The sequence below is a fragment of the Glacieibacterium frigidum genome (assembly GCF_007097155.1).
In the GTDB taxonomy this organism is placed as follows: domain Bacteria; phylum Pseudomonadota; class Alphaproteobacteria; order Sphingomonadales; family Sphingomonadaceae; genus Glacieibacterium; species Glacieibacterium frigidum.
The window spans coordinates 485,181-500,835 of the sequence record NZ_VJWA01000002.1 but is presented as its reverse complement, the minus strand read 5'-3'; the positions used below and the strand labels follow the sequence as shown (position 1 = coordinate 500,835).

Annotated in this window: 16 protein-coding genes and 1 tRNA gene; 6 read left to right on the top strand and 11 right to left on the bottom strand. The window is 66.0% G+C overall.

Annotated elements, in window-relative coordinates:
- Nucleotides 1-29: 29 nt before the first annotated feature.
- The 7 genes from FMM06_RS11940 to FMM06_RS11910 all read right to left on the bottom strand — a co-directional run bounded on the left by FMM06_RS11940 (nt 30) and on the right by FMM06_RS11910 (nt 7,796).
- Nucleotides 30-3,290 carry a transglutaminase family protein gene (locus tag FMM06_RS11940; RefSeq protein WP_144237619.1) on the bottom strand — a complete coding sequence of 1,087 codons (3,261 nt, stop codon included), beginning with the start codon at nt 3,288-3,290 and terminating at the stop codon, nt 30-32.
- A 61-nt stretch (nt 3,291-3,351) separates the two neighbouring features.
- Nucleotides 3,352-4,167 (bottom strand): transglutaminase-like domain-containing protein, encoded by an 816-nt coding sequence (locus FMM06_RS11935; protein WP_144237618.1) that lies wholly within the window; start codon nt 4,165-4,167, stop codon nt 3,352-3,354.
- 187 nt (nt 4,168-4,354) lie between these two features.
- Nucleotides 4,355-4,765 (bottom strand): hypothetical protein, encoded by a 411-nt coding sequence (locus tag FMM06_RS11930; protein WP_144237617.1) that lies wholly within the window; start codon nt 4,763-4,765, stop codon nt 4,355-4,357.
- Nucleotides 4,766-4,891: 126 nt separating this feature from the next.
- Nucleotides 4,892-5,758: an SDR family NAD(P)-dependent oxidoreductase gene (locus FMM06_RS11925; protein WP_144237616.1), complete on the bottom strand. Its 867-nt coding sequence runs from the start codon at nt 5,756-5,758 to the stop codon at nt 4,892-4,894.
- Nucleotides 5,759-6,124: 366 nt separating this feature from the next.
- Nucleotides 6,125-6,820 carry a dienelactone hydrolase family protein gene (locus FMM06_RS11920; protein ID WP_144237615.1) on the bottom strand — a complete coding sequence of 232 codons (696 nt, stop codon included), beginning with the start codon at nt 6,818-6,820 and terminating at the stop codon, nt 6,125-6,127.
- Between the two features lie 15 nt (nt 6,821-6,835).
- Entirely contained in the window at nt 6,836-7,225 is a 390-nt protein-coding gene (locus tag FMM06_RS11915) for a cupin domain-containing protein (protein ID WP_144237614.1), read from the bottom strand.
- 22 nt (nt 7,226-7,247) lie between these two features.
- A complete protein-coding gene (locus tag FMM06_RS11910) occupies nt 7,248-7,796 on the bottom strand; it encodes a hypothetical protein (RefSeq protein ID WP_144237613.1) in 549 nt (182 codons plus the stop codon).
- A 120-nt stretch (nt 7,797-7,916) separates the two neighbouring features.
- Here FMM06_RS11910 and FMM06_RS11905 point away from each other — a divergent pair, with 120 nt between their 5' ends.
- The gene (locus FMM06_RS11905; protein ID WP_144237612.1) at nt 7,917-10,862 is read left to right on the top strand and encodes a TonB-dependent receptor; all 2,946 of its coding nucleotides are present in this window, start codon (nt 7,917-7,919) and stop codon (nt 10,860-10,862) included.
- 247 nt (nt 10,863-11,109) lie between these two features.
- Here the strand turns inward: FMM06_RS11905 and FMM06_RS11900 are convergent.
- The 3 genes from FMM06_RS11900 to nth all read right to left on the bottom strand — a co-directional run bounded on the left by FMM06_RS11900 (nt 11,110) and on the right by nth (nt 12,304).
- Nucleotides 11,110-11,186 (bottom strand) — tRNA-Arg (locus tag FMM06_RS11900).
- 28 nt (nt 11,187-11,214) lie between these two features.
- The gene (locus tag FMM06_RS11895; RefSeq protein ID WP_407925198.1) at nt 11,215-11,619 is read right to left on the bottom strand and encodes a hypothetical protein; all 405 of its coding nucleotides are present in this window, start codon (nt 11,617-11,619) and stop codon (nt 11,215-11,217) included.
- Between the two features lie 40 nt (nt 11,620-11,659).
- Entirely contained in the window at nt 11,660-12,304 is a 645-nt protein-coding gene (gene nth, locus FMM06_RS11890) for an endonuclease III (protein ID WP_144237610.1), read from the bottom strand.
- A 45-nt stretch (nt 12,305-12,349) separates the two neighbouring features.
- On the opposite strand from nth, the gene FMM06_RS11885 reads away from it, so the two are divergent.
- On the top strand, nt 12,350-12,823 hold the full coding sequence (locus tag FMM06_RS11885; protein ID WP_144237609.1) for a DUF2244 domain-containing protein: 474 nt from the start codon (nt 12,350-12,352) through the stop codon (nt 12,821-12,823).
- Here the strand turns inward: FMM06_RS11885 and dapB are convergent.
- Complete coding sequence (gene dapB / locus FMM06_RS11880; RefSeq protein ID WP_144335458.1) at nt 12,820-13,584, bottom strand: 4-hydroxy-tetrahydrodipicolinate reductase; 765 nt, start codon at nt 13,582-13,584, stop codon at nt 12,820-12,822. The genes FMM06_RS11885 and dapB overlap by 4 nt on opposite strands.
- A 138-nt stretch (nt 13,585-13,722) precedes the next feature.
- Between dapB and FMM06_RS11875 the strand changes: the two genes are divergently transcribed.
- The 4 genes from FMM06_RS11875 (at nt 13,723) to FMM06_RS11860 (ending at nt 15,652) form a co-directional block, all read left to right on the top strand.
- A complete protein-coding gene (locus FMM06_RS11875; protein ID WP_144237608.1) occupies nt 13,723-13,932 on the top strand; it encodes a DUF4287 domain-containing protein in 210 nt (69 codons plus the stop codon).
- Between the two features lie 396 nt (nt 13,933-14,328).
- Entirely contained in the window at nt 14,329-14,661 is a 333-nt protein-coding gene (locus FMM06_RS11870) for an ArsR/SmtB family transcription factor (protein WP_144237607.1), read from the top strand.
- A 13-nt stretch (nt 14,662-14,674) separates the two neighbouring features.
- Entirely contained in the window at nt 14,675-15,139 is a 465-nt protein-coding gene (locus FMM06_RS11865; RefSeq protein ID WP_144237606.1) for an SRPBCC domain-containing protein, read from the top strand.
- Nucleotides 15,140-15,148: 9 nt separating this feature from the next.
- Nucleotides 15,149-15,652 (top strand): YdeI/OmpD-associated family protein, encoded by a 504-nt coding sequence (locus FMM06_RS11860; RefSeq protein ID WP_144237605.1) that lies wholly within the window; start codon nt 15,149-15,151, stop codon nt 15,650-15,652.
- Nucleotides 15,653-15,655 lie beyond the last annotated feature (3 nt).

Genomic DNA, 15,655 nt, shown 5'->3' with positions numbered 1-15,655 from the left:
CGGCCCGAGGGCCCGGCGATACGGCGGCGTCAACGGCCATACGGTCGGCGCAGGTCGAGAGTTAGCGGGAACTCGTTCGTACGTTCTGTACGTGGCGGCTTGATGATACCCGGCGTGTGGCCATGTTCGTCGAAGCGCGCCTTGCGCCGCGCCTGCGCCTCATAAGCATTGACCGGGAACGTCTCGTAGTTGCGGCCGCCAGGGTGAACGACGTAGTACACACAGCCGCCTATAGAGCGGCCATATGCTCGGTCGATGATGTCGAAAGTCAGCGGCGCATCGACGGGTCGCGTCGGGTGCAGCCCACTGCGCAGCTTCCACGCCTTATAGCGGACACCCGCAACTGCCTCCCCCGAACTGCCGGTGGCGGTCATCGGCAGCATCCGGCCGTTACAGGTTATGACGTGGCGTTCAACGTTGAAGCCTTCAACGCGGACTTGCAGCCGCTCTACCGAGGAATCGACGAAGCGTACGGTACCCGAGTTAGACCCTTCCTCACCCATCACGTGCCAGGGTTCGAGGGCGTGACGCAGTTCAAGCAACACCGGGCCGCGCTGGACGCTGCCATGGACTGGGAAACGGAACGCCAGCTGCGCCTCGTACCAGCGCGTGTCGAAGGCATAGCCGGCGCGGTTGAGGTCGGCGAGGACCTCCTTAAAGTCGTTCCAGACGAAGTGCGGCAGCATAAACCGGTCGTGCAGCCCAGTGCCCCAGCGCACCAGACCGCCATCCTGCGGCGCGCGCCAGAACCACGCGATCAACGCGCGGACCAGCAGCTGCTGCGAAAGGCTCATCCGCGCATCGGGCGGCATCTCGAAGCTGCGAAACTCGACGAGCCCAAGACGTCCGGTCGGCCCGTCGGGCGAATACAACTTGTCGATGCAGATTTCGGTCCGGTGCGTGTTGCCGCCGACGTCGGTCAGCAGGTTGCGCAGCAGGCGATCGATCAGCCACGGTGCCGGACGCCTCGCCTTTGGGCCGGGGATCATGCTCAAGGCGATTTCGAGCTCGTACAGCGTGTCGTGTCTGGCTTCGTCGACGCGCGGTGCTTGGCTGGTCGGCCCGACGAATAGTCCGGCGAACAGATATGACAGTGCCGGATGCCGCTGCCAGTAGATCAAAAGGCTCTTGAGCAGGTCGGGGCGGCGCAGGAACGGCGAGTCGGCAGGGCTCGCACCGCCGACGACTACATGGGCACCCCCGCCGGTGCCCGTATGACGGCCGTCGATCATGAACTTGTCCGCACCCAGCCGCGTGGCGCGCGCGTCCTCATAGACGCCGTTGGTGATATCGACTGCCTCGCGCCACGTCGCCGCCGGCTGGATGTTGACCTCGATCACGCCTGGGTCGGGGGTAATCTTCATGCTGCTTATCCGCGGGTCGTCAGGGGGCGGATAGCCTTCGATGCGAATCGGCAGGCCGTCGGCGGCAGCAGCGATGTGTGCGACGAGCTCGAGATAATCCTCGAGGCGCGCGACTGGCGGCATGAACACGTACAGCGTGCCGTCGCGCACCTCGACGTTGAGCGCGGTGCGGACGTGGACCGGTTTGCGCCGGCGGGTCACGGGCGGCGCGACGGGGGCGAGCTCGCCATAATCAGGCAGCGGACCGCGTTCAACCGACGGATCGAGCGGCACTATGTGCGGGTAATCGCGGTCGGCGAGCGTCGGCAGCGTGTCGAGCGGCAGTCGTAGGCCGAGCGGCGAGTCGCCGGGAACAACGAAAAGCCCTTCGCGCGTGAACGTCCATGCCTCCGACAGCCAGCCTTCGCCCTCCACCTTGCCGAAGCTACGTCGCAGCGGCAGGACATAGCCGACGGTCTTCGACAGGCCGTCCTGCATCGCGCGGCGCAGGCGCCGCCGCGCGGCGGGCTCGTCGGTCGTCGCCGCGTTCAGCTCAACCCCGGCGGGTAGGTCGCCCTCGGCCTTGATGAAGTGCAGCGCATCCTCGCGCGCCGGGATCACCAGCACCGGATCGATGCCGAGACGCATCGCCAGCTGCGTAATCAACGCTTCGGCATCGGCGATCGTCGCGCCGGCCTCGACGCGCAGCGGATCGACAGTGGCTTCCGGCCACACCGGCAGCCCGTCGCGCCGCCAATAGAGACCCAACGCCCAACGCGGCAGAGGTTCGCCGGGATACCATTTGCCCTGACCGTAATGCAGCAGCCCGCCGCATCCGAAGCGTTCGCGCAAGCGCTCGCGCAGCGCCTCGGCGATGATTGGCTTGGTCGGCCCCGAAGCGTCGATGTTCCACTCGTCCGCTTCGAAATCGTCGATCGACACGAAGGTCGGCTCGCCGCCCATTGTCAGCCGGACGTCCTGCGCCTGCAGATCGGCTTCGACCTGCTCGCCGACGCGATCGAGCGCGTCCCAGTCAGCGTCCTCGAACGGCCGCGTGATGCGGATCGGCTCGACCAGCCGCGACACGCTCATCGCGAAATCGAAGTGGTCCGCCGGGTGGCTTGATCCGCCGGTAATCGCGGCGGCGGAGCGGTGGTGCGGCGCGGCGGCGAGCGGGATATGGCCTTCACCACACAAGAGCCCCGACGTCGCGTCGAAGCCGATCCATCCCGCGCCCGGGATATAGACCTCTGCCCAGGCGTGGAGATCGGTAAAGTCGGTGCGCGTCCCCTGCGCGCCGTCGACGGGGTCAATATCGGCCCTGAGCTGGATCAGGTAGCCCGACACGAAGCGCGCGGCGAGGCCCATTCGACGCAGCAGCTGGACGAGCAGCCACGCGCTGTCGCGGCACGAACCGAGCGCCAGCGCCAGTGTCTCGTCCGGGGTCTGGACCCCGGCTTCCATCCGCACGGTATAGCTTACGAGGCGCGAGATCCGTTCGTTGATCCCGACGATGAAGTCGACGGTACCTTGGCCCGCGGGCCGCAGGTCCTCGAACAACGCTTCGAGCGCGGGCCCACCATCGTCGACCTGCAGATAGGGCGACAGGTCGTTCGTCAGCTGCGCCGGATAGGCAAAAGGCAGCGTAACCGCATAGGGTTCGACAAAGAAGTCGAACGGATTGATCACCACCATCTCGGCGGTCATATCGACAGTGATGCTGAGTTCGTTTGTCGGCTCCGGAAACACAATTCGCGCCAGCCAGTTGCCGTGCGGATCTTGCTGCCAGTTGATGAAATGCTCCGCCGGAGTCACCTTCATCGAGTAGCTGGGGATGCGGGTCCGTGTATGCGCCGCCGGCCGCAATCTGATGACATGCGGTCCGAGAGTTACGGGCGCATCATAGCGATACCGGGTAACATGACTGAGCGCGGCGACGACCGACAGGTTAGTCTCCAGACCTGTTTCAAGTGGCTACCCTAGCAATGGCTCCAAACATAGCAACGCGCTACGGTAGGCTCCGCACCTCGTCGGTATGGACCTTAAAGCCGTTAAGAAAGACCGGACCGAAGGTCGTGGTCAACGCGGTGTCGGTCGCGTCGCGGCCTTGCGCCATCAGGATGCGGCCGATGCGCGGCTGATTGTGTCGGGCATCGAAGACATGCCAGCCGCCCCCGAGATAGACGTCGAACCAAGCATGGAAGTCCATAGCGGAAGGCGCCGGCGGCACCCCGATATCGCCCAGGTAGCCGGTGCAATAGCGCGCCGGGATGTTCATGCAGCGGCACAGCGTGATCGCGAGATGCGCGAAGTCGCGACATACGCCGACCTGCTGCTCATGCCCCTCGTATGCCGTCCGCGTCGGGTCGGCATGTTCATAGCCATAGGTCATCCGGCGATGGGCATAGTCGACGATCGCCTGAACCCGGCCCCAGCCGGGCTCGATATGGCCAAACAGGTACCAGGCCAGCCCCGACATACGATCGGTTTCGCAGTAGCGGCTGCCCAGAAGATAGACCAATATGTCGTCGGGTAAATCAGCGACCGGGTGCTGAACCGCGTCGGGCGATTGGCGGTCGGGCTCCCCGCTATCCTCGACAACAATGTCGCAGCTCAGTGTCGTGTTGCCGAACGGTAGCGTCATCCGCGTGCAAACATTCCCGAAACTGTCGATGTAGTCATGGCTGGGCAGCTCTGGATGGATAATCACGTGCTGCGGCGTCCGCAGGTCGGCGAGCCGCGACGGGTGGACCTTTAGCATCGCCGTCATCGCGGTCGGGGCATTGACGCCTAGTATGATCTCGTAGCCGGCGCGGATCAGCATCGCGGACCTTTTCGAAGCGGGCACAAGCTGACCGCGCACCGTAGACAGTGTAAGATGCGTGCTCCGCCCGCAACCCGAAGGCTTGAAAGCCCGAGATGCGTCGATCCGGAAAGCGATGCGCAGGGTGCGCAAAAACGAGAGCCGCCTCACATGCTTGGGGCGAGCGCGCGCTGGTCGTCGCTAATCGCTACAGGGTGATGCCTGACTTCGTCCATTCGGGGGGCCATTGCCATCGGCTGGGCCAAAGATCGAAGTCCGCGCCAGCCCAAACCGTGCTGTCTTCCATGGCGAAAAACACGAATCGTGGTGAGTCTGGCCAGCCGTGCCAGTCTCTTTCCCGGACAATCCAGCGCCTGCCAGCGACGTCGGCCAGTCCGATCGTCAACTCGCCGAAGCGGCCGATCAATTGATCCAGATCAAGCGCGCGCATTTCGACAGTCGTCGGGATACGCCAGGCAATCGCGACACGACGGCAGAGTCTAAAGTTGCGAGCAAAGCGGATATCGTCGGCGATACTCTGTCCGAAACCATCCGGTGCGACGGAATGACCGTCGATGCCGATTAAAAACCGCAGGAAGCTGATTGCTGAGCCGCGCATGCTCCATCATTGAGCCACTTCGATTTGCTCGCAAGCCAAGACCTGAGTTCCGTCGCCAAACGCCATCGGCGCAGACGAGCCCCATCGCACGCTGTGCCGATACTGACACCCGCAGTTCGTAGGACTCTAGTGTGGCGCATTGGTCGCGGGTGCGTCGGGCGCAAGTTCGGACAGGCCATATTGGCGTGCGATCATTCCCAAGACTTCGGCTTCCGGCTTATTGCGTACGGCAGCGTCGAGATGCTCCGCGTCCTCGCCAACCAGATAGCGGAGCCTAGACGTGCCGTCGGTCGCTGCCGCAAAGATTGCGGTGGCAACATCATCGGAGCTGACCAGTTCACCCGACGCGATTATCCGGTCGCGGTTCGCAACTATCCTGCCGTAAAGATTTTCATACGCTTCGATCCCCCCACCCGCAGCTGTCAGTCGATCCGCCACTTTGTGGAAGCCACTGTCGACGCCGCCGGGCTCGATTAGCTTGACGCTAATGCCGACGGCACGGAGTTCGTACCAGATCGATTCGAAAAAGCCTTCTAACGCGAACTTGCTCGAGATGTAGAGCTCCGAAGTCGGTAGTCCGACCTTCGCGCCTGCCGAGCTGGTTACGAGCACCAAGCCTTGCCCCCGAGTCCGAAAGCCGGGCAGCACGGCACGCAGCACGTTCATCGCGCCGAAGACATTTACCGCAAACTGGTTCTGGATCTGGTCGGACGAAATCGCTTCGAACGCACCGTACTGACCATATCCGGCATTCGACAGAAGGGCGTCAATCTGACCGAACCGCGCCGTCGCGGTGGCTACGGCCTGCGAACATTGGCCCACATCGCGAACGTCGAGCGGTGCGATGATGAGGTGGTCCGACTCTACTAGGCCGTGGGGGGCCTGCATGTCGGGCATCGTCGCAAGAACGTTCCAGCCCTCACGCTCAAATCGCTTCGCCGCTGCACGGCCGATGCCTGATGAGGCACCCGTGATCAGGATCGTCTTTGCCACTCTGCTTCCCCTTCGTCAGACAGGACGCAGAGGCACCGAAAAGCCCCATCGGCACCGCGACTGAAGGATGATGATTGCGAAATGGAGCGCGTCCATCGCAAACTAACGAACCGGAGACGTCCGACCACACCGGACGCGCGCGGGCCTTGACCAAGGCTTGTCAGGGTCGGGGGAGCTTGCTGATGAAGCCGAGCACAGCTTTCATAGACTGCCACCGCGGCGTGCCTGCTCCCGTGCGCTCGTCAATTTGAAGCGCGGCCTCTTCCAGTCGGCTCTCGGCGCTGGCCCACCGCGTCGATGCCCGCCGCCACCTCAGCGGCGGTCGAATTGAAGCCAAACTGAGTGACGATAAGCTCGGCAAGTCTCCTACCGCGGCGGTGCGGCGAGGTGAGCGTGCAGAAAGGCGTAGGTGCGCGCGTTTGCAGAGGTGGCGGCGCGGGCATCATAGTGCGCGCCGGTGTGGCGAGCGAATGCGTGCGAGCAGCCGGGGTAGAAATGGATCTCTACGTTGGGATTGTCGCCTAGCTCGGCTTTGATAGCGGCTTGCGCGTCGCGCGAGATGAACTCGTCGTCCTCGCCGAAGTGCATGAGCAGCGGTGCTTCGACGCGGTCAGCCTCGCCCAGATGCTGGTCGGTGCCGCCGCCGTAGTAGACGACCGCCGCGTCGACATCGGTGCGGGCAGCGGCCAGAAAGCTCATCAGCCCGCCAAGACAAAAGCCCATGACACCAACGCGACCGCTGGCGCCGTCTAGCCCACGCGCTGCAGCGATGACCGCCTCGACGTCACGGATCCCACGGTCGAGATCGAAGCTGTTGTAAAGCTCGAAGCCGCGCTTCCAGTCGGCATCGTTCCATGAGTTGAGGTCGAGGCCCGGCGCATCGCGCCAGAACAGGTCGGGCGCCACTGCGATAAATCCGCGCGCCGCGAGCTCGTCGCAGGTCGCGCGGATGTCGCGGTTCACCCCAAAAATCTCCTGGAGCACGACGACGACGGGCGCCGGCTGCGCTGCGGGGCACGCGACATAGGTGGTGAAGTTCCCGTCCGGGACATCGATCTGCATGATCCTCTCCTTGCGTCAAGGTACGAGCACGACCAGCGGTTTGCCCTTCTCGACCACATAGGTGGCGAGTTCCGCGCTGGGCGCCATTCCAGTGTTCCGCGCCGCGTGAACGGTGCCGGCGGGGATGAACAAGACCTCGCCCGTGTCGTAGCGGCGCCAGGTCCCGCCCGCGACCTGATACTCGAGCGGCCCGGCCAGGATGTAGATGATCTCCTCGCCCGGATGCATGTGGGGCGGCGCCAGTGCGCCCGGCGGGAAGTCGATCCGCGCCTGGACCGTCTCGCGCCCGGCGATGCCGAGGTCATGGCGCTGCAAGTCGGTACGCGTGACCTGCGGTGCCGCTGCTGGGGCAGCGGCGAGCGCGGCGAGCATTGCCGCCGCCCTGATCGTCGTGTCGATGGTCATAGGTTCTCCTTCGCCTGTCGAGTTAGCTGCTCAGCGTCCGCTGCTTTCCGCGAGCGGCCCCGACCAGCGTGCGGACTGCGAGGCCCGCTATGACGTTGGACGTGGGCGCCAGCAGGGCCATGGCGACTGTCTCGGCGACGGGCCGGGTTGTGCGTCGGCGAAGTGGGTGGCGGTTGCTGCCGACGCTGTCAGCGGGAAGCTGACCACACACCACGACACGCGGAACGGACAGCAGTGCGCCAGCCGACGCAGGCGGCCGAGCAATACGGCTAGCCGCCACTGGACGCTGAGACCGGTCAGACCCATCGCCGACCCGGAACAGCGCGATGGGCAGGTACTCCAGCCGGCGGGATCCCGAAGAGCCAGTTATGTCGCCAGCGTCTCGCTCGACCTGCGAAGCGAGGATGAGGGCAGCGGCCATGACCCGCGCGTGCCCCTCACCGCCGTCGACGAAAAGTTTTTGCAGGTGCATCGCTCTGGCAGCGACCGCCAACAGGTTGAACAGGTCGTCCGTCGTCGGCGCCGCGACGCTACTGGCGGACGCGGAAATTTCGATGGCGTATGCGGCCATGGCAGTCCCCTCCGATCGCTCGTGTTATTGCGCAGGGCTTGACGCGGCCTGGCGCGAAACCCCCACCTCGCGCCAAGTGCTTCACGAGATGTCTGCAATGTGGCAGGGAGCGGGGCGGCCATGACCCCGCGCGCCTCCATCGTGCTGCCGCTGACGGCGGTCATTGCCGCTCTGCCGGCGGAGGTGATGGCAGCCCCCTCGACACCGCGCTTCAGCATCCCGGCCTCGCGCCTGTCGTCGGCGCTGACCGTCCTGGCGCGGCAGGCGGGCATCGACGTCCTGTTCGCCGACACGCTGGTCGGCGACCGCGTCGCCCCAGCGCTGCGCGGCAAGATGACGGTCGACGCCGCGCTGGTGTCACTCCTCGATGGTTCGGGCCTGACCTTCCGCCGCACGTCCGACGGCGCCATCGTGATCGCCGCGATGCCCGCCGCCGCGCCGCCGCCAAAAGCGGACGAGGCCATCCCCGAAATCCTCGTCATCGGCCGGCGCGCGCAGAATGGCGACATTCGCCGCACTCAAGGCGACATCCAGCCCTATCAGGTGTTCACCAATCGCGAGATCGAGGACTCCCACGCCGGCTCAATCGACAGTTTCAGTCGAACGCGCCTACCGGCCAACGCGCAGATCATTTCGCCCGCACAGAATCTGCGCAGGGGGCAGGGCTCGACGCGGTCGGAGATCAACCTGCGCGGCCTCGGCGCCAACCAGACTTTGCTCCTGGTCGATGGACGGCGGATGCCCGACGTGCCCGCGATCGACCTCATCAACCAGCAGCCTGACGTCAACGGCATCCCGATCAACCTGATAGACCGGATCGAAGTGCTGACCGCGAGCGCGGGCGGCATCTACGGCATTGGTGCCACCTCGGGTGCGCTCAACGTCGTGCTGCGCCACGATTATGAGGGCGGCGAGGTCGCGATGACGACCGGCATCACGACCCGGGGCGACGCTTTCGAGGAACGGCTGTTCGGACGCTTCGGCATCTCAGCTAATGGTGGCCGCAGCGGGCTGATGGTCGCGGTCGGCCAATCGCGCGCAGACGCGCTGCGCTTCGGCGACCGCAACTATTTCCGCCGGGCGCGGGAACGCGCGCTGGCGAACAGCCCGGCCGAATTTCTAGGCGAGTTTCCAATCGGCAACTCGGTCAACATCTTCAGCAGGACGCCACTGGTCTTTAATGCGGACCGCGGCGGCGCGGCGCTCGGCTCGACCCGCACCACTTTGCCTCTCGGGCTGGACGACGACCCAGCGCGCCGAGACGCGCTGCTGCTAGCTAATGCCGGAATGACCCAGCTCGATCCCGGCGGCGGTGGCGCAAAAGCCACGATCACCAGCCAGCCCGAGACGCGCGCAATCTTTCTCGATGCGCGGCACGATTTTGGCGGCGGCTTCATCGCGTTCGGCAATTTCCTCGACACACGCAACACCGGCCGGACGGTGGCAGGTGTCCAGTCGAACCCCTTTACGTCGTCGCTATCCGCATCTGACCCGCGCAACCCGTTTCAGCAGGAGATCTTCGTCACGGAACCGTCCGATTTCACGGTCAATTCTGTAAATCGGATCGAGGTCAGGCGCTATACGCTCGGACTGATCGCGCCGCTGCCGGGGGGGTGGCGCGCCAATATCGAGTATAGCGGCGGCGGGGCGAAATCGCGCTTCGAACAGAATGCTGGGACCGAGACGCTGCTCGGCCCTCGCCGCAACCGCTTCGACGATGGCACGCTGCGGGTCGCTGGTCCGGTCGCAACGCTGCCGGGCGGGCCGTTGACCCTAAGCTTTCTTGGCGAGGCGCGGCGCATCGTGACGGAGGCAAGCGAACTGGCTCAGACTTTCGACACGTTCAGCTTTTCAAGCGATTATCCACGTCTCGAACAGCGCGTCCTGTCCTTGTATGGCGAGGCTCGCGCGCCGCTGCTCGGTGCGCGCGGCTTTCTTAGCGAGCTTGAGTTTCAACTCGCGGTACGGCAGGACTGGACGCGGACGATCCTTCCCGGCTCCAAGACCCTTTTCGGAACCGAACTGCCGCCGTTCATCACATTCAGCGGCACCCCGGCGTACACTGTAGGAACCCGTTTTTCGCCGCTACCAGGCCTGCTCGTGCGCGCCAGTATCGGTACCGGCTCCCTGCCGCCGACCGCCAATCAGATCGGGCGGTTTACGGCAGTCGGGGAGGACTATCGGGGTGACCCCCGGCGCGGCGGCCGGACGATCGGCTCCGAAGGCGCGGTGACGTTCCTAGACGGCGGCAACCCTGACCTGCTGCCTGAGCGCGCCCGCAGTTTTCTGTTTGGCGTCGTCGTGACCCCTGCTGGCGATCATGGGCCGCGTCTGTCGATCGACTATACCCGCATCAACAAGCGCAACGAAATTCAGTCATTCCCCTTCTTCGACGTTGATACCTTGATCGCCGAAGAGGCGAAGTATCCACGCCGGGTCATCCGCGGCCCGTTGACCGCGGCGGACAGGGCGTTGGGCTTCACCGGCGGCCCAATCCAGACGCTCGACTTCAGCCTGCTCAATCTCGGCCGGACGCGCATCGATGCAGTCGACGTCACGCTGGATTACCCGTTCGAACTGCCGCGACTGGGCGGATTCACCGCCTATCTGAAGGCGACATGGGAGCCGCACTATCGGCAGCAACTCGTCGACGGCAGCCCCTTCATCGAGCGTGTCGGCTCTTCGGACGGGCCGCTGGAGCTACGCGGCAATGCCGGCGTCGACTGGTCAAGCGGGCCGTGGTCGGCCGGGATCAATGCGCAATTCTACAGCAGCTACATGATCACCAACGCCTATGTCGAGACGATCAACAACCCCCTGCTCCTGAGCTTTAACGGCATGGAGCGCATCCCTGCGCAGGTCTACGTCGACCTGTCGGGCCGTTACCGCGTTCGCGACGGCAGCGCCATCGTGCCACGCGGTACCGAGGTGCGTGTCGGCATCATCAACCTGTTCGACCACCGTCCGCCGACCATCGCAGACCTCTATTCCTCGGGCGCGAGCTATTACGGCGATCCGCGACAGCGGCGGGTCGAGGCGACGCTAGCGGTGCCGTTCGGAAAATAATCTGTCCGGACGGCGGGATCGGTACCATTGAGCCGTTCAAGTGGATGAACATCAATTCCGCCTCTTCGCTGGAACAGATACAGCAGTTCCTCGGACATGACGACATCGCCACAACCATCAAATATTACGCCCGATACAGCCCCGAGTTTCTGCGCAAGGCGGCCAACGCAATCAGCTGGTAGGTTCGCATTGAACCTTCGACCCCTGCCCATTTCGGCGTCTGGAGCTACCTAGTCGTTGTAAATAATGGTGCACCGGAAGGGATTCGAACCCCTGACCCCTGCCTTCGGAGGGCAGTGCTCTATCCAGCTGAGCTACCGGTGCGTGGGCATGGTCCCTAGCAGGGCAAGGCTTACTTGGGAACCGGGGTGTAGGGGACGAACTTGCCGAGGCCGCACGAGGCGCCGGTGCGGATGCCGCCGCCCTGGACGATGACGGTGATGATGTCGACCGAGCACAGCTGGTTGATCGAGGTCGAATAGCTGAAGGCGCGCTCGAACCCCAGCTGGGGGCAGCTGAAGGGCAAAGTGTTTCGCAGCACGCTGCCGTCGCGCATCACGAAGTCGATGGTGCGGTCGTCGATCACCTTCGATTCGCGGATGCGGCTGGTCTGGATGCACGACGGGCCGGTCGCGGGCGCGGCGGCGGACTGCTGCCCGGTCGGCGGCGGGGGCACGTTGGCGCGCGGCGCGCCGTCGCGCGCGGTGCAGCCGGCGAGGAGGATCAGCGGGGCGGCGATCAGCAGGGCGGTCTTCATGGGGCGCATCCTTCGGCGGGCTGGCTGAACAACGTCTGACTCACGGCAAGGGGGCCGGGGTCTTGGGCTCGTACGCACACAGCGCGGCGACGGGGCAGCGCCAGCACTGCGGCCGCCGCGCGATGCAGATATAGCGGCCGTGCAGGATCAGCCAATGATGCGCGTGCCGGCGATAGGCCGGCGGGATCACCGCCATCAGCGCATCCTCGACCGCGTCGGGGGTCTTGCCCGGCGCGAGCCCCGTGCGGTTGGCGACGCGGAAGATGTGGGTGTCGACCGCGCACGTCTCCTGCCCGAAGGCGACGTTCAGGACGACGTTCGCGGTCTTGCGCCCGACCCCGGGCAGCGCCTGCAGCGCCTCGCGCGTTTCGGGCACCGTGCCGCCGTACTGCTGCATCAGGATCGCGCTGAGGGCGTGGACGTTCTTCGCCTTGGTGTTGAACAGGCCGATCGTCTTGACGAGGTCGCGGATGCGGTCCTCCCCCAGCGCGACCATCTCGGCCGGGCCGGGAGCGGCCGCGAACAGCGCGGGCGTCGCCTTGTTGACCCCGGCGTCGGTCGCCTGCGCCGACAGCACGACCGCGACGAGCAGCTGGAAGGGGGTGTCGTACAACAGCTCGGTGCGCGGCTCGGGGTCCGCGGCGGCGAGGATCGCGAAGAACTGCTCGGTCTGCTGCGGCGTCATGTCCGCCGCCGTTTCGCCCCCGCGGCGGTTGCTGTCCAGAGCGGGATGCGTATCGTTGCCGGTATGGCGCTCGACCTGACCCTGCGGCCCAACCGCTCGTTCGACCGGCGGCACGCGCGCTGGCTGATCCTGGCGGTCGGCGCGCTGTTCCTGCTCGGCGGGCTGCGCCTGCTGGCGATCGGGGCGTGGCCGGTGGTGCCCTTCATGGTGATCGACGTCGCGCTGCTCGCCTGGGCGTTCAAGGCGAGCTACCGCTCGGGCCGGGCGTTCCAGACGGTGCACCTCGACGAGGCCGCGCTGACGGTGCGCGACGTGTCGGCGAGCGGTACGGCGCGAAGCACGGCGCTGGAGCCTTATTTCGCGCGCGCCCGGCTGGAGGAACTGCCCGCCGACCAGAACCGCCTGTGGGTCGCGTCGCGCGGGCGCAGTGTCGAGGTCGGGCAGTGCCTGTCGCCGCCCGAGCGCGTCGCGGTGCACGGCGTGATCGACACCGAACTGGCGCGCCTGCGCGGCAGCTAGCCCAGCACGTCGGCCATCGCGTAGCGGCCCGGCGACCGCCCGCCGAGCCAGGCCGCGGCGGCGCACGCCCCGCGGGCGAAGATGTCGCGCGACTCGGCGCGGTGGCCGAGCTCGAGGCGCTCGCCGTCGCCGGCGAACAGCACGACATGGTCGCCCGCCGCCGACCCGCCGCGCAGCGACGCAAAGCCGATGTCGCCGCGCCCCCGCTTGCCGTTGCGGTCGAGGTTGCCGGTCGGCGCCTTGATCCCGCGTCCGGCCGCGGCCGCGGCGCCCAGTGCCAGCGCGGTCCCCGACGGCGCGTCGACCTTGTCGCGGTGGTGCAGCTCGGCGATCTCGATATCCCAGTCGGGCCCCAGCGCGGCGGCCGCCTGCTCGACGAGGCGGAGCAGCAGCGTCACCCCCAGGCTGGTGTTCGCCGCCTGCAGGATCGCCACCGACTTCGCCGCGCGGTCGATCGCCTTGTGGTGCGCCGGCCCCAGCCCGGTGGTGCCGACGACCAGCGCCGTGCGCCCGTCGCACACCGCGTCGAGCGTCGCCGCGAGTGCGTCGGGGGTGGTGAAGTCGACCAGCACGTCCGACGCATGCGCCAGCGGCCCGGGGTTGGAGCAGATCGTCAGCCCGCCACCGAGCTTGGTACCGACCGCCGGGTGTCCGGCGCGCTCGATCGCGCCCGACAGGCGCAGCCGCGGATCGGCCGCCACCGCCGCGATCACCGCCTGTCCCATCCGCCCGCCCGCGCCCAGCACGCCGACGCGGATAATCTTGCCTGTCTCTGCCATGCCGCATCAGACACGTGTCGGCCCGGCGTCGCAACATCGGCGTGGGCGGTGTGGCGTCGGCTTGTCTCAAGACTTTGGGGCGATTAGGCTTTCAAGGGCGATCGAGGGAGTTTCACCGCCATGCCGGATGCGCCGATCAAGGGGCCTGCCTCATATTTCCCGGCCATCGAGAAGAAGTACGGCCGCCCGATCGCCGAGTGGCAGGCGATCGTGCGTGCCAAGCTGCCGGCCAAGCACATGGATCTGGTTGCCATGCTGAAGACCGATCACGCAATGGGTCATGGCCACGCGAACGCACTGGTCGCGCACGTGCTGGCCGAGACGAAATAGGCCGCTTGTCCCGCAGCAATCTGCGACGCGGTCGGGTGCCCGACGCTGATCGGCGCCCCGTAAGTTCACACTGAAGCGACGCCTACGCACAGCGCCGTCAGTGTCGCCCGCCTTCGCGAAGATGAACAAGTAAGCGAATTTTACACCCGCGCGGCCTTTGCGAAGTCGCGCGGGGTCTTCGCGACATGTTGCTGCACCGAATGACGCTGAGAAAGATCAGAGGCGAGAACGCCGGTCACATGATGTACCAAATCAGCACGTACTTGTCAAGCTTGTTACGCATGATGGGTTACAAAACGAGTGCTCCTGCTGTCAGAAGTCCGCGGCGCTCCCAGTAGGGCGGCGGTGCGAACACCGCTTGACCTGCGACCCCATATATAGTATATGTGTTATATAATGAGATCGTTTGATATTAGACTCGACACCACCTTCGGCGCCCTCGCCGACCCGACGCGCCGGGCGATCCTGGCGCAGCTCGCGCTCGGCGAGGCGACCGTCATGGACATCGCCCGGCCCTTCGCGATGTCGCAGCCGGCGGTGTCGCGGCACCTGAAGGTCCTCGAAGGCGCCGGGCTGATCGTGCGGCGCATCGAGGGCACAAAACGCCCGTGCCGCCTCGTCCCCGGGGCGCTCGACGCGGTCGACGACTGGCTGCGCCAGCTGCGCGCCGGGCTCGAGGCGAACTACGACCGGCTCGATGCCCTGCTCGCGGCCCCGCGCCCCAACTGAGAGAGGACAGACGATGGCAAAGCTCGACATCACGACCGAGGGCGACACGCACGTCGTCGTCACCCGGCATTTCGCAGCAGCACCCGAGGCCGTCTACCGCGCGCACCTCGAACCCGCGCTGATCCAGCAATGGATGCTCGGGCCCGACGGCTGGTCGATGCCGGTGTGCATCAGCGACCCCCGCCCCGGCGGCCGGCTGCGCTACGAATGGGCCAGCGAGGACGGCAAGGGCTTCTTCCTGACCGGCGAGTTCGTCGAGCTGACGCCCTTCGAGCGGATCGTCCATGTCGAGCGCATGCATTTGCCCGACCCGACCCCCGACAACCACATCGTCACGACCTTCGCAGCCCACGGCACCGGCACGCTGATGACGATGCGCATGACTCTGCCCGACGCCGAGACGCGCACGATGATGCTCGCGACGGGCATGGAGCATGGCATGGAGGCGGGCTATGTCCGCCTGGAGGCGCTGATCTGAACCGCTGCGATGAGCTATTTCCCCTACGCCTTCACCGGCCTCGTCGAGCGGCACGACCTCGGCACCTATGGCTATACGGTGATCTGGCTGCCCGAGGAGATCGCGGCACAGCTGCCGTTTGCCGAGCACCCGCGCCTGAGGATTTCGGGCGAGCTCAACGACCATCCGTGCAGCGGCGCGTGGCAACCGTCGCGCGGCCGCTGGTATTTGATGCTCGGCAAGCCGCTGCTGAAGGCGACCGGCCTGTCGCTGGGCTGCTTCGCCGAACTCCGCTTCCGCCTCGACGCCCAGGATGAGGTCGACGTGCCGCCGCTTCTGGCGCGCGCCGTTGCGGGCAATGCGGTGGCGGGAGAGCGCTGGGCGGCGCTGACGCCGGGCAAGCAGCGGGCGCTCAGCCATTTCGTCCTGTCGGCGAAGACCGGGCCGACGGCGGCGCAGCGGGTCGCGCAGGCGGTCACGTGGCTGGAAACGGGAGAGACCGACCTGCGGCGGTTGCCGAAGATCGACCTCTAGGCT

Coding starts and splice junctions, on each gene's coding strand:
- FMM06_RS11905 (WP_144237612.1), top strand. CDS start 7,917: ATGACCCCGCGCGCCTCCATCGTGCTGCCGCTGACGGCGGTCATTGCC.
- nth (WP_144237610.1), bottom strand. CDS start 12,304: ATGACGCCGCAGCAGACCGAGCAGTTCTTCGCGATCCTCGCCGCCGCG.
- FMM06_RS11870 (WP_144237607.1), top strand. CDS start 14,329: ATGAGATCGTTTGATATTAGACTCGACACCACCTTCGGCGCCCTCGCC.
- FMM06_RS11930 (WP_144237617.1), bottom strand. CDS start 4,765: ATGCGCGGCTCAGCAATCAGCTTCCTGCGGTTTTTAATCGGCATCGAC.
- FMM06_RS11935 (WP_144237618.1), bottom strand. CDS start 4,167: ATGCTGATCCGCGCCGGCTACGAGATCATACTAGGCGTCAATGCCCCG.
- FMM06_RS11860 (WP_144237605.1), top strand. CDS start 15,149: ATGAGCTATTTCCCCTACGCCTTCACCGGCCTCGTCGAGCGGCACGAC.
- FMM06_RS11910 (WP_144237613.1), bottom strand. CDS start 7,796: ATGGCCGCATACGCCATCGAAATTTCCGCGTCCGCCAGTAGCGTCGCG.
- FMM06_RS11865 (WP_144237606.1), top strand. CDS start 14,675: ATGGCAAAGCTCGACATCACGACCGAGGGCGACACGCACGTCGTCGTC.
- FMM06_RS11875 (WP_144237608.1), top strand. CDS start 13,723: ATGCCGGATGCGCCGATCAAGGGGCCTGCCTCATATTTCCCGGCCATC.
- FMM06_RS11920 (WP_144237615.1), bottom strand. CDS start 6,820: ATGCAGATCGATGTCCCGGACGGGAACTTCACCACCTATGTCGCGTGC.
- FMM06_RS11915 (WP_144237614.1), bottom strand. CDS start 7,225: ATGACCATCGACACGACGATCAGGGCGGCGGCAATGCTCGCCGCGCTC.
- FMM06_RS11885 (WP_144237609.1), top strand. CDS start 12,350: ATGCGTATCGTTGCCGGTATGGCGCTCGACCTGACCCTGCGGCCCAAC.
- FMM06_RS11895 (WP_407925198.1), bottom strand. CDS start 11,619: ATGAAGACCGCCCTGCTGATCGCCGCCCCGCTGATCCTCCTCGCCGGC.